Raw genomic sequence first — 23,114 nt, forward strand, 5'->3', positions numbered from 1 at the left:
GTTCAAGGACTCAGCATCCATTGCAAGCGAGTGGGTGTTTCGATGAACGCAGGGCGCGAGTAAAAGATGGCCGCGACATTCGTATCGCTACGTTTTAGGCGGCGTCGGCGCTCCCTTTTCGGCAGGCTTGTGAATCGCCGAATCAAGATCGATTTCACGGCCTAAGCTCTCGTGCTCGAAGGCTCTCTGTAAATATTGCACTGCTTCATCAATCGTATCTGCCTGCATCAGGAGCAAGTCCCCTTTGCGAATCAATTTCAAGGCTCGATCTACCGCGTTGGGCCAACCCGAAACTTCATGAATCTCCTTGACCTTCCGTCCGCCATCCATCCCCTTTTTGAAGAGCGACATGATCTCGCCCGGCTGCCGACCGCGAAGATATTGATCTTCGTACAGAATGATGCGATCGAAATAGTTAGCCAGAATCTCGCCTTGTCGAACCATGTCCTCGTCGCGCCGATCGCCGGCGGCCGAGTAAATGACAGTCCGATGTTCGTGTGGGAATTGCTCCAGGGATTCTGCGATAGCCATAAGCGACGACGCATTGTGGCCGTAATCAACAATAACGGTCGCACCGTGCATCTCGACCAAATTGAACCGACCTGGCACTTTATCCATGTGTGCAGAAAAGGATTCCAATCCGAGACGAATCTGCTCGCATGGCATACCCAGCCCCCAGCATGCAGCGGCGGCGGCGAGGACGTTTTCCACTTGGAATGTGATCCGGCCGTTGTGCGTGAGGGGAATGCGTTCCAGCGACAGGAGCGGGAAGTCGGTGTTGCCTTCCGCTAGGATGATGGCGTTGTCTCGCACGAACGCGGCTCGCCCGCCTTTGCTCCGATGCTCGGACAAGACCGGATCGTTTCCATCGATCGCAAAGAAGATGACGCCCCCTTTGCAGCGTTCCGCCATTTCAGCCGTGTAGGGATCGTTGGCTTTGAGGACGCCGTAGCCGGTCTTCGAGACAGCCTCGATCACGCATCGCTTTACTTTGGCAAGCTGCTCCAGTGTCTCGATGTCGGAGAGGCCCAAGTGATCCCCTTCGCCGATGTTGGTCACGATCCCTACATCGCAAAAGTCGAATCCCAAGCCTTCTCGTAGGATGCCACCGCGAGCCGTCTCTAGAACCGCAGCGTCGACAGCCGGATTCATCAACACCGAGCGGGCGCTTTGAGGCCCGCTGCAGTCGCCGGAATCAATGCGCCGGCCGTGGATATAAATTCCATCGGTGCAGGTCATCCCCACTTTTTTGCCCGTGCATCCCACAATGTGAGCAACCAATCGAGTGGTCGTGGTTTTCCCGTTCACGCCGGTTACACTCACGATGGGAACCCGTCCGTTGTTCCCCTCTGGGAACATCATGTCGATGATCGCTTCGCCAACCGGTCGGCCTTGACCGGACGATGGTTCAATGTGCATACGCAGTCCGGGACCAGCGTTGATCTCGACGATCACGCCTCGTTGTCCCTGCAGCGGTTGCGTGATGTCTTGTGCGACCACATCGACACCGGCGATGTCCAACCCGATGACTCGCGCCGCCTCGACGCACTGTCGCGCCACATCGGGATGTACGATATCGGTAACGTCCGCCGCGGTTCCCCCGGTGCTTAAATTCGCATTGCGCCGAATAAGGACTTTCTTGCCGAGAGGAGGAATCGTGTCAGGTGTCAAGCCTTGCTCCATGAGGACACCGAGCGCGACAGCATCGATTTTGATTTTGCTCAAGACCGTGCTGTGACCATCGCTTCGACGAGGATCTTCGTTGACGACATCGATCAGCTTCTGAACCGTCGACTGACCATCTCCAATGACGTGGGCAGGTTCTCGTCTAGCCGCGGCAACCATGCGACCACCGATGACAAGGATGCGGTAGTCATCTCCAGGGGCATGACGTTCGCAAACGATCGAGCTACCTTCTTCACGGGCCGCGCGATATGCCGCTTCGACTTGCTCCCGCGATTGAAGATTCGTCGCAACTCCGCGACCATGGTTTCCGTACTGCGGTTTGATCACCACAGGCAACCCGATGTCCTGGGCGACCTCCCAAGCCTCTTCAGCGCTCTCGACGGGTTGTCCCTCAGGGGTTGGTACGCCGATAGTTTTGAGGAGCATTCGGGTAAGATCTTTGTCTTGGGCTATCGATTCCGCGATGGCGCTGGTCGTATCTGCCTCGGCGGTGCAAATGCGTCGCTGCAAATGACCGTAACCGAGTTGAACCAAGCTCCCTTCGTTCAAACGTCGCCAAGGAATATTGCGAGCTTTTGCGGCATCGACAATCGCCTTGGTACTAGGTCCTAAGCAGACGTCGTAAGCATATTCCTTAAGCTTCTCGACTTCCGCGTCGACATCGAAAGGACGATCGTGAACCGCTGCCATCAGCAACTCGAACGCTTTGTCCAAACAAGCCAGTCCAAGCTTCTCTTCGCGATATGAAATGGCAACTTTGTAAACACCCTCTTTGTTCGTCTCACGGGCACGACCGAAACCGACAGGGGTGCCTGCTAATGTCTGCAACTCCAGGGTGATGTGTTCTAAAATGTGCGCCATGTAGGTGCCGCGCCGCAGACGGACAAAGAAACCGCCTCGCTCCCCGACGCTGCATCGGTGCTCGACCATCGTTGGCAACCATGCCATCAGTCGCTCGTTGAATCCCGGAATCATTTCCGAAGAAGTATCTTTCAGCTCTTCGAGGTCGACCCAAGCCTCCAACACTGGCGAATTCGACCAGATATTGGGACCTCGGAGTTTGTTAACCTTCAGAATCTGCATGACTTCCTCTTGCTAGTACTACCATTGGAGAGAATCGCTGGAGCACCTATTGTGAATCATTGAATGCGAATTTGATACAGTTTCGTCAACTGAAATGCTCGCAATCCACAATAAGCACCACTGATAAGCCAGCTTGCTAAAATCCAAGCTAGCCTAAAAGTGCAAACGATGGGCCATCTCTCCGGTGGCACCCTTTTCGGCAGGTAAACAATCGAAAAAACCGGAAAAGACATTGGATTTCGGAATTTCCCGGCGAAGTAGGTTTGCCATCAAATCGATAGCACGTTGTATCAAAACGGACTTAAGGAGAGCGCGAAATGTACCGGATTCGACAAGTGGTTGCTGGGGATTTGGACGCCCTCTGGGACTTGATTTGCCAGGCTTCCGCAGGGATGACGTCCCTTCAAATCGATAAAGCGACTCTGCAAGATCGGTTGGAGTTGTCGACCTTCGCTTTCTCGCGGACATCGGAAAAACCGGAAGGAGCACCGTATGTTTTCGCCCTTGAGGATCAAAGCGTTGGCAAGATCGTTGGAACGAGTTGTATTTTTTCCAAAACGGGTGGATACCAACCGCAATACTCGTATCGCGTGGAAACCGAACGCGCTAGCTCGTCCACGCTGGGTCTCGAGATGCTGGTGCATTCCCTTCATCTGGTGAAAGTCCACGATGGTCCTACAGAAATCGGAAGCTTGTTTCTCCAACCGGACTACCGAGGGCGTGGTTGCGGAAAACTATTGAGTCTCTGTCGATTCCTATATATGGCGAATCATCCAAAACGTTTTGCAAGCCAAACGATCGCGGAGATGCGAGGCTATCAAGATGCCGAAGGTCACTCTCCTTTCTGGGATGCGATCGGCGCCCATTTTTTCAAGATTGATTTCCCCAGCGCGGACTCGCTGTCGATGGTCGACAAGACCTTTATCGAAGAATTGATGCCAAAGTATCCGATCTACCTCGAACTCCTGCCCCAATCCGCGTTGGATGCGATCGGCAAAGTACACGATCAAACGCGTCCAGCCCTCGCCATGCTCGAGGGGCAAGGATTCCAACGCAACAATCTTATCGACATCTTCGATGCGGGCCCTGTCATGGCCTGCCCAACCCAGCAGATTCGAACGGTTGCCGATAGTCGACTTGCTTCGTGGACAAACGATCCGCTCGCCGATCGATCAACCCCCGCGATCGTCGCACGAGGGACCCCGCCTTTCTTGGCAATTGAGACCTCGATCCAATGCGATGGGGCGCAAGGCTCCGAACACGTCGTCTTGGATTTGGCTGCCATTGACGATCTGCAGCTACGGTCCGGGGAGTTAGTACGCTTTATCGCCCTTCCTGCTAAATCCGTTTGACGAACAAGTGGAGTCGACCAGAAACGAAGTGTGATACCATACATCCCCCACTTCGAACCGACTTGTCATTGCAACTGGAATCCATCGAACCGAGTCACCATGCCAATGAAATCTATTGCGAGCTCCAAGCCAACAGCGCGCCACGCACTCTTGTCTCTCTCTTCCGTCGTGAAACTTTGCTTGGTGGTCGCGCCTTTTGGGATCGGAATCCTCGCGGCGAAATCCTTGGCCGATGAAGGCATGTATCCCATCAGCGAGCTGGCGCGTCTACAATTGCCCCAAAAAGGACTTGCCTTACAACCAACGGATATTTTCAATCCGGATCAAGTCAGTTTGGTCGATGGTATTTGCCGCGTGAATGGGTGCACCGGTTCGTTCGTATCCGATCAAGGTCTGATCATAACGAATCATCACTGCGCCTTTGATGCAATCCAAAAAGTCTCCACGCCTGACAAGGACTATCTGACGGATGGTTTTGTTTCCCGTTCGCGTGCTGAGGAACTTCCCGCTGCGGGCTATACCGTTCGCATCACCGAGCAATACGAAGACGTGTCTGCCAGGGTGTTGTCGTCGGTCGATCCGTCGATGTCTGCAGCGGACCGAACGAAGGCGATCGATAAGAGACGCAAGGAACTTGAGAAAGAGGCCGAGGCGAAGCATCCTGGACTGCGAGCGGAAGTTGCGGAGATGTTCACAGGAAAGACCTACGTCCTCTTTCTCTACACCTATTTGAAGGACATCCGATTGGTCTTTGCCCCACCCGCTTCGGTCGGTGCATTTGGTGGCGAAACCGACAATTGGGAATGGCCTCGACACACCGGTGACTTTTCATTTTTGCGAGCTTACACGGCACCGGATGGATCGTCGGCCGAGTATTCGCCGAACAATATCCCCTATCAACCGAAGCGTTTCATTCCAGTGAATCCTCAAGGAGCCGATGAAGAGGATTTTGTCTTCATCCTGGGTTATCCCGGCCGAACGCTTCGCCAGCGCACCGCAAGCTACTTCGAGTTCGAACAACAAATCCGACTGCCTGAAATCGTTCGCTATTACAGCTGGCAGATGCAGGAAATGGAGAAGGCGGGAGCGCAAGATCGATCGGTCGCGCTGAAACATGCGACGCGTTACAAGTCGTTGGCCAACGTTGAAAAAAGATCGCGCGGTCAATTGCTGGGTCTCACCCGAACCGGCTTGATCGAGGCTCGCAGGCAAGAGGAGGACAAACTCAAAAACTTTATCGCGTCCGACCCGGCTCTTCAGCAACGTTACGGAGGTGTGTTGGAACGCATCGGGGATGTCTATGCCGAGATCAACCGTTCGGCAAAACAAGAAATCGCATTGCGAGAGTTGCGTACAGCCTGCCGACTATTCTCCTTTGCCTTCACGGTTGTCGATGCAGTCCATGAAAGAGAGAAAGAAGACCTCGAACGCGAACCGCCCTACATGGACCGGAACTTGCCACTGACGACCAAGCAATTGCAATTGGACATCGCAGACTGGCATGCGGAGACGGACGAAGTTTTCTTACGCGGCATCATCGATATCCTGAAAAGCTTTCCTCAGGATTCTCTCTCGCCACGAATCACGAGTTGGCTCGGTGCGATCGACACCTCCGACGAGAGCTTGAAAACCTGGATGGCGTCCACGCGACTAGGAGATGCCAGCTTCGCAATCGAGTGCCTGAAAAGGACCCCGGAGCAACTGTCCACCCTCAACGATCCCGCACTGCAAGCGATGCTGGCGATTTATCCCGAATACCTCCGATTGCGCGAGTTAGACAAAGAACGGGAGGGCAAACTGAATCAGCTTTATGGCGAACTGCAGGATGTGAAGCAAAAATTCCAAGCCGATACCTTTGTTCCAGATGCGAACGCAACATTGCGACTGACCTACGGACGAGTTCGGGGCTATTCACCGGCCGATGCCGTGGTACGAACACCGATTTCTACCCTGCGTGGCGTACTGGAAAAGACGACCGGTATGGAGCCATTCATCTCGCCTGAAGCTGTGTTGCAAAAAGCAAAGCAGAAGGAGTATGGACCCTTTGTCCATCCTCGGTTGAAGGATGTTCCGGTAGCCATTCTCTACAACACCGACACAACGGGTGGAAATTCGGGGAGCCCGGTCCTCAATCACAAAGGGGAATTGGTGGCGGTAAATTTTGATCGCACGTTTGAAGCGACGATCAACGACTTCGCTTGGAACGAGAGTTATAGCCGTTCGATTGGAGTGGACGTTCGGTACGTACTTTGGATCACCGGTATCGTTTACGGCGCCGATCATCTTCTCAAGGAAATGGGACTGTAAGAACCGAAAAAAGGAGTTGCAAACTAGGTGAGGAGCGAGCGGCAGACCTTGCCATGACTTAAGGCCAGAGGTCGGCCGATCGGTGTCTGCAATTCTTGCTCGAAATCGATTCCAAAGGTGGAAAGGATTGTCGCATGCAAATCTTCCACGGAAACGGGGTCAGCCACCCCGTCGATCCCACCTTTTCCATCGATTGGAAGTTCTGCAGAGGTCGCTCCATGAACGTAACCTCGTCGAAATGGACCACCAAATAGGACGGTGCTGAATCCATTGGGCCAGTGATCCCGTCCCTCCGCAACATTGATCTTAGGGGTTCTGCCAAATTCCCCTCCCCACACGACAAGGGTTTCGTTCAAAAGGTCGCGAGCCTCCAATTCGGTGATCAATCCGACCATCGCGGCGTCTAGAACCTCGCAGCGGCTTCGGTGAAACTCGTGGTTACGAGCATGGGTGTCCCATCCACTCAACTCCACTTCGACGCACCGAACACCTTGTTGCACCAATCGAACGGCAGCCAAGCATCCTCGGCCGAAGGGTGAATCACCGAACTTCTTTAAAACATCCGCGGGTTCGTCCGTCACTTTGAACGCGTTGATTTGTTCGCTTTCCATCATCCGAGTCGCACGTGTCGTCGACGTTTCATGCTGCGTGCGCACGCGGTCCATATCCCTAAGCCGTCCTCGTCGAAATTCGGACTCCATCAAATCGGAAAGATCGACGAGGCGCCGCTCGGTTCTCTCTGCATCGACACGGCTTTCTAAATTGGAAATACGAAACTTGGGATCGCCAACTTGAAATGCATCGTAACCTGGCCCCATATAACCACCGCGCCCGGGCCATTGTCCGCTCACGATCGAAATGTGGCGAGGGATTTCGATGTTGTTTTCCGACTGGTGACAAAGCACTGCGCCGATCGATGGGTGGATCAAGGTCGGATCGGGGCGCCAGCCCGTCTTCATGGTGTAGGTGGCCCGTTCGTGATCTCCCTCTTTCGAGACCATGGAACGGATCACAGTCGCGTGATGCATGATCTCAGCGGTTTGCGGTAGCAAATTGGAAATCTCAAGCCCTGGCAGGCTGGTCGCTATCGACTGGGTTTCTCCCCCGATCTTCGTGTTGGGATGGGGGTCGAACGTCTCCAACTGACTGGGCCCACCCTGCATCCACAGAAAGATCAAACTCTTCGGCTTCTTAGGGTTTGGACCAGCACCAGACCCTGCATTCGGATTGGCTAACGCTTCTGCTATGGCCGTCCAAGCGCTTGCGTAACCGAGCCCGGCAGCAGTGGATGCAGATCGAAGGAAGGACCGTCGTCGCATCGCATGGAACGATACGCATTCAATCTGCGAGGGGTCGTTCGGGTTCATAGTAACATTCCTGGGAATAGGTGCGAGGGACGAGCAGATGGATCGAATTTGCGATGGAACGGGTGATGGAACGGGTAATACCAGAGTCGGCTAATTGCTAAACAAAATGGATTGGGATCAGTGATTCCAAAGGAACTCGGTGCTGTTCATAAGGGTCCAATACATATCTTCGACAATCTTGCGATGCTTGTTGCCTTTTGTTCCTGCTAATCGCTCGGCGAAGGCCGTCCACTCTCGTTCGGACGGTCTACGGTTCAACACAGCCAGGAAGACGGCCTCTACCGCAGATCGATCATCTCTGGCTTGATTGGCGATTCGGGTGGATGCGTTCATGACAGGGTTGTCTTCGATACGTTCCCGCGTGAACTTTCCATTCATCACCAACAATCGTTGCGGGATTGTGATCGCGTTGGCTTGAAACTCGTCATCACCCCGGTCGCCATACTCTTTCGTGAAGTCGTTCACGCCACCGAAAAGTTCTAATCGCGAAATGATGGAACTGCTTTCATCGATCGTTTTAATGCGCGAGGCTTGATGGATCGATGCCGCGACTTGCTCGGGTCTCAACTGTGTGAGTGGAAATACAGCCCATACCGCTTCATGATCTTCGTCGGGTTCGCCCCCAGGTAGTCGCGAGTCTCTTTGAAAAGCCTTCGTGGAAGCGATGGCTCGAATCAGACGATGAAGATCATACCCGGATTGAATCAAGTCGTCGGCGAGGGTTTCCATGCCAGCTGGGAATGGACCGCTCAGAGGGATATTATCGATCGTAGGCGTCCAAGGCTTTCCGAATAGAATCGCCCAAACTCGGTTCACCGCCGCTCTCGCAAATGCTTTGTTCTCAGGATGCGTTACCCACTTCGCCAAACGGTCGCGAGGGGAACCCTTTTCAGGTAGCAGATGCTGTAGGTAAGGAACCGAGGGAGGCACCTCGGTCTCCTCCTCAGCATGAAGATACTGATATCGGTAGGGGCGATTCGTATTCCGCAATCCAATAAACGGATTCTCCATCCTGGTGCCGGCGAAGAACGCCGCGAGTTGATGAAAGTCCTCCTGCGTTCCTTCCCGCATCTCGGAGCCATCTCGGACGACCGATTCTTCAAGCATCGTGGGTGCCAAGTGGGCATGTGTCGCATCGTTTGGAAACGGGACGTTGCCTACGTAATCGTCGTGGCACTGCAAACAATCAATCCGCTGCGCAAGGAACGCTCGAGATGTTCGACCTGCCAATCGAATCACATCGGGCTGCTTGTCATCCCCTTCGTCCATCGTCGCAGTGAGGAAATTCACCTGCGGAGAATCGGTCCAAGCCCCCTGTGCCGTTATCAACTCTCTAACGATGCGATCGTATGGAACATTCTTGCTGAATTGATCCGCCAACCATTCGACATACATACGCCTTCGAAATACAAGAAACGGTCCGGCATTCGTTCCGACCGTTGCACGGGTCCAACGCTCAGCGAGGTAATCCGCAGATCGACGATCGCGAAGCAAGTAATCCAGCCACCATGTAGCCCGGGTTTCCTCGGGTATCTGTTGCAACGCTCGGACTTCTTCGAGCGATAGACCGTTTCCCACCAAGGCCAAACTGAGGCGGCGGCACAGGATCAACGAATCCGCAGGCTCTGCCGCAGCGAGCCTCTCGCTCTGGATCACCCGCTCCATCTCCAAATCCACTTGGTCGACCACCTCACGGATCGAGGGCTCCAGGGTGCCCCGAACTTGATCCGCTTGGGGCAACAACTGAGGCTTGGAGGAGACCGACGCCAAGCTACCAATGGCCAGCCCGGCCAATACCGTGAGCAGCAAAAGCCTTTTCATCCAACGCTTCGAGACGCCCCCCGATGCCGATGCCGATGCCGATGCGTGTGGCTGTGGCTGTGGCGAATCATAAGTACTGGCTGTAGCAGGAGTCTGATTTACATCCATCGTGGCGGAAACCCTTTTAGAACTCCAACGCGATTACTGACGCGAAAGAATCGAACAGCGGCAGCGATCGATCCACTCTATTCGTACGAGTCCGTAAAAACTTGGGGTAAATCCGATCGAATCTCCCCTTGCCCCAACGACTTGTCGAAGAACTCTTTGATCTTTTTATCGTACAGCCCCGTTTTGTTGGGTGCCAGGGAAAGGTAGACCGCTCTTGCAGCTAGATCCGTTGGTTCGCGATCGCTTAGGGTCAGGTCGGACATGGCTAGGGCCAGACCGAGCGGAAGCTGATTCCAGTTGAACCGTTCGTTCTTGCCGGCAACGCGCACGACGATCGCTTCGTCGGTCACTTCGACAATATTGACCAGATTCTTTCCAACCGTGATTTCCTCCGTTCCTCGCGTTTTGGATCGGGCTTCTCGCATGGCATCGACGGCCATTTGATATAGCTGTCCTACCTGGTCGAGACGCTTTTGTTTCGCTTCCATCTCAGGAGTCATCGGTATCTGGACGGCCGCTTCCATCGCTTTGGCGAATGCCGCGAAATCGGTTTTCGCAAGCGCCTCTCGCCCACTCTTCATCGCTGCGACCCACTTCTCATTTTTCATGGCATCGCGTCCCGGTGCATCCGGCGGCGGAGTCTCCGGAACGTTCGACTTGGGCATATCCAAATCAGGCAATGCAAAAGTGCCGGCGGGCTTGGCGAGGTCTGCCGGCAATTGCATCGGCTTGATATCAAACGGGGAGGGCAGCTCGGGCATGTCGTTGGGGGGGGCATTATCGGAAGAGGCATCGGGTGGTTCGCCGACGGGCAAGGTCGGTAGGTCCGATGCGACTGGAGGTTGATCCGCCTGCTTCGTTGCCTGTTCCTTCCTCCCCTCTTCGAATTCCCTTTGCAATTCGGTGGGAACGACGTTTTGCGGCGCTTCTTGCTTGGCCAATCGCTTTTGGCTCGCCGCGAATTGAAAAGCGGCGTACGAGAGAAAGCCGGTGGCGGCGACCAAAATGGCCGATACGGTGATGATCTGATTTCGCTGGCGTTTTCGCTTCATAGCCTGAATGCGTGCGGCTGCATTCGAGGAACCAGGACCGGCTCCTGGATTGGCTCCCGCTGAGCCCATCGGGATCGTTCCCACCGACAAAGAGGGAAGAGCTGGGCTGTTGGCAACCCTTGTCGTACGCAGAAGCTCCGCCCCCCGATGGACTGGCGCCATGACAGCGACCAGCCCTGCATACCTCGCCTCGGGCTCTTGCCACGGTACAGTGAAATCCTGGGCTGGGAGTTGCGACGGATCAAAAGTAGCCATCGGATCGAGCGCGAGAAACTCAAGCTCAGATGCCGTCCTCCATTGCTGGTTGTAGGCGTCTCGTTTCTCGGCATCCAACAAGGTCGCTTGAGCTTCGCGAAGAATTTGGGCCACTTTCTGAGCCCGCGCCGGATTGGTCTTGCGATCGGACGCATTCCACGCCGCTGCGGATGCCTTCAACCCAGCTTTGATCTCTTCAAGTGTCGAAGTGGGCTCCAATCCGAGCAGACTGTAGTAATTCCAGTCCTGCCCCTGGATCTTTCGCCCCAAATGAAACTCGATCGCTTGGAGAATTTCAGACATGGCAATTCACTAGGTATCGAAATGGGAAAGGCGACGGGTTGGGATTGGCATGCAATCGTTCAAGCGAACGGAGAATCGGGATTGTCCTCATCGGAATCCGCCTCGCTTTGCGCCCGCATCCATTTCGCTGCAAGCGAATAGGCGAGAGATACGGCAGCTGTCATCGCGAGGGGGGCCGCATAGCAGGCCATCAAAAACACAAGATGCGTGGTTCGATCCGTTTCGCCCCGGCTCGACTTGGGAAGCCCCCAAAAATCATTGACGACATCGGAGATCATCGGAACACGCGTCGCCAAGAGGAGCAGAATGCAAATCCCAGCGTTGACGACAAGCAAAAGAAAAATCATCCCCAAACTAAATCGGGGACGAAAGGTTTCTTGGGAACCGAATGGATTGTGCGACGAATCAGCCGACAAGATGAACCCTTCCTAAACGAGACGCCTTCCATTCTAGCTGGAGAAAGGGAACAGTGAGCCGGTTTGGTGGGTTCGGACGCCGATTTCATTTTAAAACGGCGTCGGTATGGCAGTTTTAGAAGGGAGTTTTCGCTGCGAACGACGTCACCCTATTCTCCCAATTTGCGATCCCAGTTTTTCGAAATCGCGTCGATTGCCTTCTTCAGCTGATGCCATTGAACAAAGGCATGGTGCAAATCCAGTTTGCTAGCATCCTCGCGGTCGAAGCCTTGCTCGCTCACTCGAATGGTTTCATCGAGTTCAAACATGGCCTCCCCAAATTTCGCATCCGTTCCGTCGTCGATGTCGGATGCTAGCAGATCGAGGCTGACCGATTCGGGGACTCGCAACATGATGCGATGAACCGCCCAAACTGCCGCGCATTCTTCATCGAAACAATCGACAATCCCCCGGAGAGAACCGCTTTGGACATAAAACTTCGCCATCGTACTCGCTTCGAAATCTTTTGGAGGGCCTGGATGCAAATCACTCAAGTTGCCGCGACGGCTTCGATACGCTCAAGGTGCAGTGGGACTCGAAGAGCGCGTCCTGACCATGCGGTCAAGCCTCGCTCACACCTTGGATATCGATCGAACGATCGTCGGCTTTGAGACTTTATCTTTATCGTTGCATCCATTGACACGAACGGTCATCATCCGAAGCGAACAAGGATTTCTTCGACGAAATTCTCAGTTTTCAACAAGGCCTCCAACTTTACTTCTTCCATTGACGATCGGCAAAGTCCATGTAACGTTGCCAATCAAAGGAAAGAATATCGTGGGCTCCTGTTCTGGCATGGTAGCCGATCGTTCCACCTACACTGGTATCAGGAGCCGGTGGGGTATCACCCTCCAAGCCCGCGAGCCCGAGCATCTTGTAAACGGGTGTGGCAAAGTACCCGCTCAGATATTCCCCCTTTGGATCCGCCCACTGGTCCTCGGTCGCGCTCGCAATGTACACAGCGCGAGGTGCGATGCTGGCGATGATAAAATGCGCATCATGAGGCATGCTCTTTTCGTTCTTCGCGTATTTTTTAAAGTTCCCACAGAACCAATGGGGGAAAGAATTGTTGATGATCTCCACGGTTTCCCCGAAGTTGCGACGCTCCAATGCCGCTCCCCCGCAACCGGAGTTGTTCGAAATGACGAGACTAAACCTCTCGTCGTTCGCACCTGCCCACAGCGCCGCCTTGCCCAGTCGCGAGTGCCCGACGACGGCATAGTGGGTCTCTTTCAGTTCAGGTTGCTGCGATACCACGTCGAGCAATCGGGAGATCCCCCAACTCCACGCGGCGATCGTGCCCCATCGAGTGGGATGATTCGCATCGGGTTTCTGATCGGGATAGAGTCGGTGCACGCCGTTGTTAAAACCGTCATCGAAATCGGGATCGATATCTCCGTAATAAGCTGTTGCGACGGCATACCCGCGCGCGGTGATCTCTTCAATCGGCCATCGGCGCGATTGCTTTCCTCGACCTTGCTCGTTCGCTTGATTATTCGTAACCCCTGTGTCTTTGTTATTGGCAATCCAGGATTTAGGAATGCGTAGTGCAGGGTCTCCATCGATGGAATGATTGCCTTGGAAGTTCAATCCGAGGAAGGTCCCTTTGACCTTCTTTCCTTTGGGAAGGAATATTGCGAGATCCACTGCATGTTCTGCGGAGGGAGTCTTGAGGGTCACAACGATTTGCCGACGAAGCGTCTTGCCATCGTGCATTGTCGATTCTTCAACAACCTCCGATTTCAATTCCACGGCCCCGCTCGGTGCAAATCCGAATTGATGTTCGGCAAGGAGTTTGACCAACGCCTCGCGATGAGATTCCCAATTCTCGCGTGTAGCCTTTGCACCGCTTGGCAATACCATTGGGTTTGGCAACACCCCTACATCGATTTTGGCTTCGTCGTAGTTCACGTCTCGTCGCTGAGAGAATGCGTTGCTACTGAGCGGAACAGCGAAACATCCGCACGCGAGAAGAGAGAAGAGGGTTCGTCGGAGCGATCCGGTGCGTCGGATAGGAGATCGGTTGGTTTTCATGAAGATGTCGATCGGCGAGAGGAAGGATGGGTGCGTCGCAACAGCAAACCAGTCGCAACGAAGTACTGAGGGGAGGGCATGTTCTCAGTTTAGCGATTCGAACCTCCCGTTGTGCGAAAGAATCTCGATGAGAAAGAATCTCGCGCAGATCGGTTACACTTTAGAGATGTTCCCCCGGGTTGACCCTGCCTGTCAGGGCAGCTCCGAATCTCCCACCTTGCCTCCTCAGGATTCTTCACCATGCGATTGTTCCCGCTGTCGGTCGGTATCTGGATGCCCCTTTTGGTTTCGATTTTCGCTTCGAGCCCTAACGCGAATGCGCAGGAAAGCACTTCCGAGAAGCTGCGCATCATCTGCTTTGGAGCGCATCCGGATGATGCCGAATATAAGAGCGGGGGTACTGCGGCGCTGTGGGCTCAGCAGGGGCACGCGGTGAAGCTCGTCTCGGTCACCAACGGAGATATCGGCCACTGGGAAATGTCCGGAGGAGCTCTAGCCCAGCGTCGAACCGCGGAGTCGACCGAAGTGGCGAGGAGGCTTGGAGTGACCTATGAAGTTCTCGATATACACGACGGAGAGCTTCTTCCCACGCTGGAGAACCGAAAGCTGATTACCAAATTGATTCGCGAATGGAACGCGGACGTCGTGATCTCGCATAGGCCTTGGGATTACCATCCCGACCACCGCTATGTCGGAGTTCTTGTTCAAGACGCTGCGTACATGGTGGCTGTTCCCTTCTTTTGTCCCGATGTCAAACCGCTACAAAAGAACCCAGTCTTCCTTTACAGCAGCGACCGATTCAAGAAGCCTTATTCCTTCCGAGGGGACATCGCGGTCGCTATCGACGAGGTCTTTGAAAAGAAAGTCGATGCCCTGCTGGCACTTGAATCGCAGACCTTTGAAGGCGGAGCATTGGGATCGGCCGAGCAAATGGCCAAGGCCCCGCCGGCAAACCAACCGGAAGCCAGGAGAGCTTGGCTTCGCGAACGCTGGGAGCGTCGTCAGACCACGGAAGCAAACGACTTTCGCATGACCCTGGAAAAATGGTACGGGGCTGAGAAAGCGAAATCGATTCTCCATGCGGAAGTGTTCGAGATTTGCGAATATGGTCACCAGCCGAGCGAAGAGGAGATTCGCAAGTTGTTCCCGTTTTTCGGTGGTACGACCAGCAAATAGCGAGCGTTGACTCCATATGCGATTCCACAAAGAAGAATGCCTCTCGCAACGGCGTTAAGACGCAAAGAATTCCAGTCAGAGCTTTGCGACTTAGCGCCGTAGCGTGCACTCGATTTCCAACCTGCGAACTACTTGCTACCCAGCTTCGCTCTCGCAGCTTCGATTTGAGCTTTCTGAGAACGGACACCTTCGAGCAAATACTCCCAGTCCAAGGCAGGGCCTGGATCCGTCTTGTTGGACTGAACGTGATAGTGCCCCAAGATGCCTGAGAATGAGGCCCATTGTTCGTCGCTGAGCGTCCGGTCGATGATCTTGCCCTCCGGAGTTCGCGGAGCGTCCGGCTTCAGTTTCGGAAAGATGTCACTCAACGCGGCGGAGAGTTTGATCAAGGCCGCGTATTGCTCAGGAGTGTAGTCGTATTGCACATAGTCGCGTCCATGGATCGAACCCTGGACCGGTTCAGGTCGCCTCGGTCGAAGCGTTTTGTCCAAGAGTGACTCGCGCCCCTTGATGCTTTCGGGGAAAGTTAGCCGTACCTGCCCCGATTCGTCGGTTCGATACCACTTTGCAAATGGATTGTCGCGAGAGTCGGGCCTGTAAGCACCGATGTTGGCGATCTCGATACCGATGCTCCGATCGTTCGCCTTCGTCGAATGCCAAGCTCTCTCTTTGAGGTCAAGGGTTTGGTAGATCGTGCCATCGGCATCCAGCATAAAGTGAACGCTCAGTCCCCGTTTGTCGTGCAAAATGTAGAAGCACTGAGCGCTCGTCCCGCAGACGTCGAAGTGCAACACGAACTGGTCGACTTTTTCCTGCAAGGTGTTCAGATCCCAACCGCCACCTCGAATCTCTGCGAGTTGCTCTGGGGTAAACTCGGTCGCCGATGCCCGCTCGTATCGAAGCCCATATCGATCCGGATGCAGTTCCTGGGGCTTGGTGACAAAGTCGACCTTCCCTGCCTTCATGTCCTCGACCGTTTTCTCCCAACTTCGCTTATCGAAAGGAGAGAAGCGGCGAGTGGTTCGGTAAGCGTCATAACCACCCTTATCCATCCAGAGTTTGACAGGTGTTCCGATCCGGTAAAGTTGTCCACAGACGACGATTTCATCACCGTGCCGCGTTTGAAAGCCAAGGTCCGGATCGGCCGCAGCGAGGCGAGCGGACTGGAGGGAGATCATGCCGACCCATGCGATTCCGACTACCGCCGAAGCTTTTGTCAGAGCAAGGAGCCTTTGGAGAATGGGAGAGCAACCGAAAAACGGTACTACAACGTTCCGACTCGCGATCATGGGATACTTTCTTGGGATGGGGTGCCAGCGGTGGATAGGGTGAGGATAAAACATCATAGAGGGATTCTCCAGGAATTCACCATGAAAAAGGATCGGCTCGGGCTGGAGATTGATTGATGCCCCCGTCGCGTTGGTTTAATCTAAGCATTCGAAATTCCATTTCCGAATTGACTCAGCAGGACAGACCATGGCAACTTACCGCCGCATAACCGTTACCGAAGAAGACGGCGTCAGCATCGTTCGTTTCGTCGACAAGAAGATTGTTGACTCAGGGAGCATCGAACAACTCGGTGAAGAACTCAACGCCCTGGTGACCGTCGAAAAGCGACCGAACATTTTGCTCAACTTTGATGGGGTCGATTTCTTGTCCAGCGCTGCTTTGAACAAGCTCATATCGCTCAATACCAAAGTGAAGGGGATCGCAGGACGTCTGAAACTCTCCAACCTCCGCGCGGAGATCAAAGAGGTTTTCAAGATTACGAAGTTGGACCGATTGTTCGATTTGCGAGCAACGCAAGACGACGCCATGGCGGCCTTCAAGCTCTAAGGTACGAGCAGGCGTCACGACCTTTCGATAGGACGGAGGCATTATGCCATCGATTGACGAAACTTGGTTTCTGGACAAATGGATTCCCAGCGATCTCGGGATCGCCCACGAAATCATCGAAGAACTGATGCAGGCCATGGAGAAAGCTGGCTGGCCAGGTGGCGACATGTTCCATGTCCAAATGGCATTGGAAGAAGCCATCGTCAACGCAATCGAACACGGCAACCAGCGAACTGTCGACAAAAAGGTACGAGTGGAATTCGAAGTCTCGGCAAACCAGTCGAGAATGCGAATCACGGACGAAGGAGAAGGGTTCGATCACCGAAACCTGGCGGATCCCACCTCCGAAGAAAGGCTCGACAAGCCGCGTGGACGAGGTGTCCTGTTGATGCGAGAGCTCATGTCCCACTCCGAATACAACGATCCCGGAAACCAAGTCACCTTGATCAAAAACCGATCGAGCGAAACGCAAACCGAAGACGAATAGGACACTTCTTCGCGCGAATGTCGTATATTGAGGACCCTTGATTCATCCCTCACCAAGGATCCTTTCGATGTCGCTCTTACCAGTGCTGCGCCTGCTGACCCGACTCTCTCTTTCACTCGGCTTGGTCGCAATTTCGCTCACCAGCCCACACGTTATTCCCACCGCATCGGCCGAATCGCACCCCGCCGTCGAATCGCACCCCGCCGTCGAATCGCACCCCGCCGTCGAGCCTCATCCCACCGGGGAGTCGCAATCGGTCCCCAATATTGTTTTGATCGTCGCAGATGATTTGGGCTGGGGCGATGTGGGATGGCATCAAAGCGAGATCCCTACGCCCAACCTTGATCGATTGGCGAAGAGCGGTGTGACTCTCGAGAACTTTTATGTTCAACCCGTTTGCTCGCCCACTCGCGCGGCGCTGATGACTGGTAGGTATCCCATGAGGCACGGCTTGCAAGTCGGCGTCGTGAGGCCGTGGGCTCAATACGGCCTTCCCCTCGAAGAGCAAACCATCGCTCAGGGGCTTCAATCCGCCGGATACCAAACGGCAATCGTTGGCAAATGGCATCTCGGACATTTCCAACGCGAGTACTTGCCCACTAGCCGCGGATTCCATCATCAATACGGTCACTACAATGGCGCGATCGACTACAACACCCACGATCGCGACGGTGGATTCGATTGGCATCGAGACGACTCCGTCAATCGCGATGAAGGGTACAGCACCGAGTTGCTCGCCAACGAATCGGTTCGGATCATCGAGACCTATGCAGGCAAAAAGCCTTACTTTCTTTATGTGCCATTCAACGCTGTTCATACGCCTTTGCAAGTCCCTGCGAAGTATCTAGAACCGTTCGATCATCTTAAAGGTAATCGAAGACAATACGCAGGAATGCTCCATGCGATGGATCAAGCCATCGGCAAAATCGCGGAGGCAGTTGAGCGTTCCGGAACAAAAGAAAACACCCTCATTCTGTTCAGCAGCGACAATGGAGGCCCATCTCCTGGCAAGGTCACCAGCAATGGACCGCTGCGAGCGGGCAAGGGAACGGTTTACGAAGGAGGCGTGCGCGTCGCAGCCTTTGCGACTTGGCCGGGAACACTCCCCGCTGGCGAGGTCTGCAACGAACCGATGCACGCGGTCGACCTCTATCCAACGCTGCTTCGGCTGGCCAAAGCCAATATCACCCAGCGTCTCCCTCTCGATGGTCGAGACGTATGGGGAGCAATGTCCAAAAACGAACGATTGGAAGACCGCGAAATTCTGATCAACGCGGCACCCGCCTCCGGGGCAATCCGAGTCGGCGATTGGAAACTGGTAGTCAATGGCGGCAAAGCCAACGCGGGCTTCGACGGTGAAGAGTCTCCTTCGTCCGATTCAAAGCGGAACTCGAAAGAAGTCGAAACTGATCGCCTTGAACTCTTTCGCCTTACAACCGACCCATCAGAGAAAGAGAATGTAGCCCATTCCGAGGGGAAGAAGGCCGCAGAGCTCTATGGTCGATGGAAGGCCTACCGCGATCAAGCCGTTGCACCGAAGACGAAGCCTAAACCAGCATCCTTTCAGTCCCCAGCGATTTGGGGGGATTTCCCAAAACTGGCGGCTGCTCAAGTCGGAGAGCGAGCACCTCGAATTCAGGCGATCGACGATGCAGGCAAACCTTGGGACAGCAGCCAATGGCTTGGCAAAAAAGACTTGGTCGTTTACTTCTACCCCGGCGATTTGACGGGTGGCTGTACAAAGCAAGCTTGCAGTTATCGCGATCGCATGAAGGATTTCCAGTCCGAGGGGATCGAAGTGGTTGGCGTTAGCGGTGACTCGGTCTCGAATCATCAAGCGTTCAAAGAAGCCCACAACCTCAACTTTACGTTGCTCGCCGACACCGACGGAGCGATCGCGAAGGCCTTCGGCGTCCCCTTCACCAAAGAAGAGAAGAAGGTGAATACGAAGGTGGGAGACAAATCCTATTCCATCGTTCGAGAAGTGACGAGCAAGCGGTGGACGTTTGTCATCGATCGCGAAGGAAAGGTGATTTACAAGAATGAATCGGTTGTCGCGACCGATGACAGCCAAGCCGTTCTGGAGGTCCTTCGAAAACGATCGAAACCTTAAAGCGGAGCCTGATTTCGATTCGCTCGAGCGAATGCATTTGTCCCGTCAAGAACCTTCTTACTTTCCCACTCTCTGCCGAGGATTCTCATGAACCGCAAGAAAGCTTCCGATTTCGACCAGCGTGCGTTGGACCTTTATGATGACTACGCGCACGGACGATTGACTCGCCGCGACTTTTCGCAGCGCATTGCAGCGATTGCGACTGCCGGAGTTACCGCAGAAGCGATCATCGAAGCCCTGACCCCCAATTATGCTTGGGCGCAGCAAGTTGCTCCGGATGATGCACGAATCAAGACCGAGACATTGGAGTACGATTCCCCCAAAGGAGGTGGCAAGATCAAGGGGTTGTTGGCTCGCCCCAACAAGGGTGGGACCAAGTTCCCGGCGGTTCTCGTCATTCACGAGAATCGTGGCCTCAATCCCTACATTGCCGATGTCGCCCGACGTCTGGCCGCGGATGGTTTCCTGGCTCTCGCCCCCGACGCGCTCAGCCCACTCGGCGGCTACCCTGGAACGGACGATGAAGGGCGAAAGATGCAGGCCTCGCGGAAGCCGGCTGAGATGCTCGAAGATTTCATCGCCGCGGCCCAGACCCTCCAATCCCATCCGCTTTCCACGGGCAAAGTCGGCGCGGTAGGGTTTTGCTATGGCGGGGGCGTTGTCAATCAACTTGCGGTCCGCATACCAGATGTGATTCAAGCAGGCGTACCATTCTACGGAAGCCAGCCAAGCGTGGAGGATGTCCCGAAGATCAAGGCGGCGTTGTTGATTCACTACGCGGAGCTCGATCAACGGATCAACGCCGGGTGGCCTGCCTACGAGAAAGCCTTAAAAGAAAACAAAGTGAAGCACCAGGCTTACGTTTACCCCGGTGTGAACCATGGCTTCCACAATGACTCGACTCCGCGTTACGATGAAGCCGCTGCGAAACTGGCCTGGGAAAGAACCGTCGCATTCTTCAAAGAGAATCTCGGTTCGTAACCGACTACTCCCCTCGATCCTGCACCCTCCCACCTCCCCACCTAGAACAGGAGTTCCTGCCATGCGTATGTCGCTCGTTTGTTTTGTCCTAACCGCTTTGCTTATTCCCTCGTCCGCATTCTCGCAAACGCGAGAGGAAAAGGTTCGTAACGATCGGCTTCGTGTCTCGAAATCAGGACTTTGGCATTACAACGACATGGCCGCAGGATTCGCCGAGTCACAGCGAACCAACAAACCGCTCATGGTGGTGTTTCGATGTATTCCCTGTGTGGAATGCGTCAAGCTGGATGACGATTTGATGGAACAAAACAGCGAGATCCTCGAGGGGCTCAAGCGATTTGTGCGGGTGCGACAGATATCGAACAACGGGTTGGATTTGAAGCGAATCCAATTCGACTTCGACCAATCCTTCACCGTCCTTTTCTTCCATCCCGATGGAACCTTGATGGGCCGATACGGAACTCGATCACACCACTCCGAATGGAAAGACGATGTCTCCATCGAGGGACTTGCCGAAGCCATGAAGCAAGTCCTTACTTGGTACGAGAACTACGATTCCGTACGCCCGCTCCTGGCTGGAAAGCAGTCGTCAGAACTGCCACTTTCGAAGCTGATACCCAACGCAGGCCCTCAGGTAGAGACCATCGAAGAGCCTCAACAGTTTCCCACTCTGACGAAATTCCCATCGAAACTCAACCTCGATGACCAACCGGTTAAGAATTGCATTCACTGCCACCAAATCGGAGATGCACAGAAGGCTTTTGCGCTGACTCGGAATCTCCCGGAGGGACTTCCGGAAAAGCTTTTGTTCCCATACCCCCATCCGAAATCGATCGGATTGATTATGGATGTCAATGCTTGCTCGACGATCAAGTCGGTCACCGCAGATTCATTCGCAGAGAGTTCTGGGTTGAAAGCGGGAGACCGCATTGTGGAGTTTGGAGGCGAAGCTCCACTCAGCATTGCCGATCTGCAATGGGTACTTCACAAACGAACCAATCAAGCGGAGGTGATTCCGGTCGTCGTGGATCGCGATGGAACTCGAAAGACTCTGCAGCTGCAGCTAGCCGAGGACTGGAAATCGAATGACGATATCGCCTGGCGCGTTTCGACATGGGAATTACGCCGCATTGCCCTCGGTGGAATGGTCCTCAAAGACTTGACCGAAGCAGAGCACAAAGATGCACCTGAGGGTGCTCTGTTTCACGTCGGCCACGTCGGTCAATATGCACCACACAATCGCGCGCAGGTCGCCGGGGTCAAAAAGGACGACTGGATCGTATCCATTGAAGGACGCACGGACTTCACGCGAGAGACCGACGTCATCCGCTACTTGCTAACAACTCGAGAGAAGGACACCCCTATCGCGATCGAAGTTTTGCGGAATGGAAAGCGCTCGAAGCTTCAAATTGCAAGAAAGTAGAGTGAGTATGCGTTTTCAGGATCGAGTTGTCATCGTCACGGGGGGCGCGAAGGGGATCGGGCGTGGGTGCATCGAAGTGTTCCTCCGGGAGGGAGCTTTCGCATCCGCCTGGGATCGCGATGCCAGCGCCTTGGCGAGACTCGTTCGGGAATTATCTCCCGCCTATTCCGATCGCCTTCAGACCTTGCAGGTCGATGTCGCGGAACCGCAGCAAATTCGCGATGCAATGGAACAGGTTCTTACTCGCTTCGGGGCATTGCATTGTTTGGTGAATAATGCCGGCGTTCACCCGCCCGACACCCCCATCGAACAGATGCCAACTGAAGAAGCAATGCGCGTTATGCAAATCAATTTCGCCAGCACGTACGCTTGCTCTCACCACGCACTGCGTCATTTGCGTGCAACGCGAGGGACGATTGTCAACATTTCCTCCATGACTGCAGCGCTGGGGCAGAAGAACTCGACGGCTTACGCGGCCAGCAAAGGGGCGCAAGTCTCGTTCACGAAGTCCTTGGCTCTGGAAACAGCAACCGATGGCGTTCGCGTCAATGCGATTCTTCCCAGCAACGTCGATACACCCTTGATGCGGGATTGGGCAGCGACCTTGCCGGATCCCAATGCCGCGCTGGACCGGATCGCAAAACTACAGCCGTTGGGGCGGATGGCATCGCCCGAAGAGATTGGGAAAGTTTGCTTGTTTTTGGCGACCGAAGATAGCAGCTTCTTAACGGGGCAAGCGATCGAAGCCGATGGAGGGGCGGCCCTCGATTACTAATGGTGAGATCGGAGCCATTCCATGGAGTGGGAATCTACCGCGAGAACGATCTGATCTGTGAAGGGGCAGTAGGGTTAACAGGCACTAGGGCTGAGCGATGACGATCGAATCCGTTTCAGGGAAGACGACGCCGCGTCTTTCGGCCAGCAAGCGCAGGGCGATTTCAAAGTAGGGGTAGGGGATGCGTGGGTTGCGTTTGCGAGCCCAAACGAAGACCACGTTCACCATGGATCGAGGAATGTCGCCGGCTTCGACTCGGGCGATCACGTGATCGAGGAACGCTTGTTGTCCGGTCTGTGTGGTTCGAAGCCCGAATACCAATTGGTCCCGCAGTTCGACCGTTTGCAGGGACATCATCCTTTCCGCCTCGTTAAAATCGAGTGAATCCTGTGCAGTGGCAGGGCTGTTTCCGAAACATAAGGCGAGTCCAGCTGCTCCGAAGAAGCGAACGGCCAACTTTGGATTTCGATGCATGGAGATCTCCTTCAAAGGATAGGGAA

The 23,114-nt window shown here is 54.5% G+C and carries 18 protein-coding genes; 9 read left to right on the forward strand and 9 right to left on the reverse strand.

The genetic code is table 11. The features are described from left to right. Positions 1–87 precede the first annotated feature (87 nt). A complete protein-coding gene (cphA, locus tag SH467x_RS04895; RefSeq protein WP_482370170.1) occupies positions 88–2,769 on the reverse strand; it encodes a cyanophycin synthetase in 2,682 nt (893 codons plus the stop codon). Between the two features lie 317 nt (positions 2,770–3,086). Here cphA and SH467x_RS04900 point away from each other — a divergent pair, with 317 nt between their 5' ends. Together SH467x_RS04900 and SH467x_RS04905 are read left to right on the forward strand one after the other, a co-directional pair. Beyond that, the gene (locus SH467x_RS04900; protein ID WP_482370171.1) at positions 3,087–4,121 is read left to right on the forward strand and encodes an arginine N-succinyltransferase; all 1,035 of its coding nucleotides are present in this window, start codon (positions 3,087–3,089) and stop codon (positions 4,119–4,121) included. Positions 4,122–4,220: 99 nt separating this feature from the next. Further along, complete coding sequence (locus tag SH467x_RS04905; protein ID WP_482370172.1) at positions 4,221–6,428, forward strand: S46 family peptidase; 2,208 nt, start codon at positions 4,221–4,223, stop codon at positions 6,426–6,428. Positions 6,429–6,451: 23 nt separating this feature from the next. On the opposite strand, the gene SH467x_RS04910 is transcribed toward SH467x_RS04905, so the two are convergent. The 6 genes from SH467x_RS04910 to SH467x_RS04935 form a co-directional block, all read right to left on the reverse strand. Further along, on the reverse strand, positions 6,452–7,795 hold the full coding sequence (locus SH467x_RS04910; RefSeq protein ID WP_482370173.1) for a DUF1501 domain-containing protein: 1,344 nt from the start codon (positions 7,793–7,795) through the stop codon (positions 6,452–6,454). Positions 7,796–7,912: 117 nt separating this feature from the next. Next, positions 7,913–9,724 (reverse strand): DUF1553 domain-containing protein, encoded by a 1,812-nt coding sequence (locus SH467x_RS04915; RefSeq protein ID WP_482370174.1) that lies wholly within the window; start codon positions 9,722–9,724, stop codon positions 7,913–7,915. 77 nt (positions 9,725–9,801) lie between these two features. Further along, positions 9,802–11,334, reverse strand: a complete 1,533-nt coding sequence (locus SH467x_RS04920) for a hypothetical protein (protein ID WP_482370175.1) — start codon at positions 11,332–11,334, stop codon at positions 9,802–9,804. A gap of 59 nt (positions 11,335–11,393) precedes the next feature. Then, complete coding sequence (locus SH467x_RS04925; RefSeq protein WP_482370176.1) at positions 11,394–11,750, reverse strand: hypothetical protein; 357 nt, start codon at positions 11,748–11,750, stop codon at positions 11,394–11,396. A 149-nt stretch (positions 11,751–11,899) separates the two neighbouring features. Next, a complete protein-coding gene (locus SH467x_RS04930; protein WP_482370177.1) occupies positions 11,900–12,235 on the reverse strand; it encodes a hypothetical protein in 336 nt (111 codons plus the stop codon). Between the two features lie 268 nt (positions 12,236–12,503). Next, on the reverse strand, positions 12,504–13,823 hold the full coding sequence (locus SH467x_RS04935) for a glucuronyl esterase domain-containing protein (RefSeq protein ID WP_482370178.1): 1,320 nt from the start codon (positions 13,821–13,823) through the stop codon (positions 12,504–12,506). A 240-nt stretch (positions 13,824–14,063) separates the two neighbouring features. Here SH467x_RS04935 and SH467x_RS04940 point away from each other — a divergent pair, with 240 nt between their 5' ends. Then, positions 14,064–14,999, forward strand: coding sequence for a PIG-L deacetylase family protein (locus SH467x_RS04940; protein ID WP_482370179.1), 936 nt, complete (start codon positions 14,064–14,066; stop codon positions 14,997–14,999). A 128-nt stretch (positions 15,000–15,127) separates the two neighbouring features. On the opposite strand, the gene SH467x_RS04945 is transcribed toward SH467x_RS04940, so the two are convergent. Continuing rightward, positions 15,128–16,345 (reverse strand): N-acetylmuramoyl-L-alanine amidase, encoded by a 1,218-nt coding sequence (locus tag SH467x_RS04945; protein ID WP_482370180.1) that lies wholly within the window; start codon positions 16,343–16,345, stop codon positions 15,128–15,130. Between the two features lie 130 nt (positions 16,346–16,475). Between SH467x_RS04945 and SH467x_RS04950 the strand changes: the two genes are divergently transcribed. The 6 genes from SH467x_RS04950 (at position 16,476) to SH467x_RS04975 (ending at position 22,614) form a co-directional block, all read left to right on the forward strand. After that, entirely contained in the window at positions 16,476–16,835 is a 360-nt protein-coding gene (locus tag SH467x_RS04950) for an STAS domain-containing protein (protein ID WP_482370181.1), read from the forward strand. Positions 16,836–16,878: 43 nt separating this feature from the next. Beyond that, positions 16,879–17,322, forward strand: coding sequence for an ATP-binding protein (locus tag SH467x_RS04955; RefSeq protein WP_482370182.1), 444 nt, complete (start codon positions 16,879–16,881; stop codon positions 17,320–17,322). 67 nt (positions 17,323–17,389) lie between these two features. Then, a complete protein-coding gene (locus tag SH467x_RS04960; RefSeq protein WP_482370183.1) occupies positions 17,390–19,435 on the forward strand; it encodes a sulfatase-like hydrolase/transferase in 2,046 nt (681 codons plus the stop codon). Positions 19,436–19,522: 87 nt separating this feature from the next. Continuing rightward, positions 19,523–20,416 (forward strand): dienelactone hydrolase family protein, encoded by an 894-nt coding sequence (locus tag SH467x_RS04965; RefSeq protein ID WP_482370184.1) that lies wholly within the window; start codon positions 19,523–19,525, stop codon positions 20,414–20,416. A gap of 61 nt (positions 20,417–20,477) precedes the next feature. Further along, positions 20,478–21,839, forward strand: coding sequence for a Trx7/PDZ domain-containing (seleno)protein (locus SH467x_RS04970; protein WP_482370185.1), 1,362 nt, complete (start codon positions 20,478–20,480; stop codon positions 21,837–21,839). 7 nt (positions 21,840–21,846) lie between these two features. Then, entirely contained in the window at positions 21,847–22,614 is a 768-nt protein-coding gene (locus SH467x_RS04975; protein ID WP_482371340.1) for an SDR family NAD(P)-dependent oxidoreductase, read from the forward strand. A gap of 84 nt (positions 22,615–22,698) precedes the next feature. On the opposite strand, the gene SH467x_RS04980 is transcribed toward SH467x_RS04975, so the two are convergent. Beyond that, on the reverse strand, positions 22,699–23,088 hold the full coding sequence (locus SH467x_RS04980; protein ID WP_482370186.1) for a hypothetical protein: 390 nt from the start codon (positions 23,086–23,088) through the stop codon (positions 22,699–22,701). Between the last annotated feature and the right edge of the window lie 26 nt (positions 23,089–23,114).

This window comes from Brakhagea slesvicensis (genome assembly GCF_052161625.1).
In the GTDB taxonomy this organism is placed as follows: Bacteria; Planctomycetota; Planctomycetia; order Pirellulales; family Pirellulaceae; genus JBKCUI01.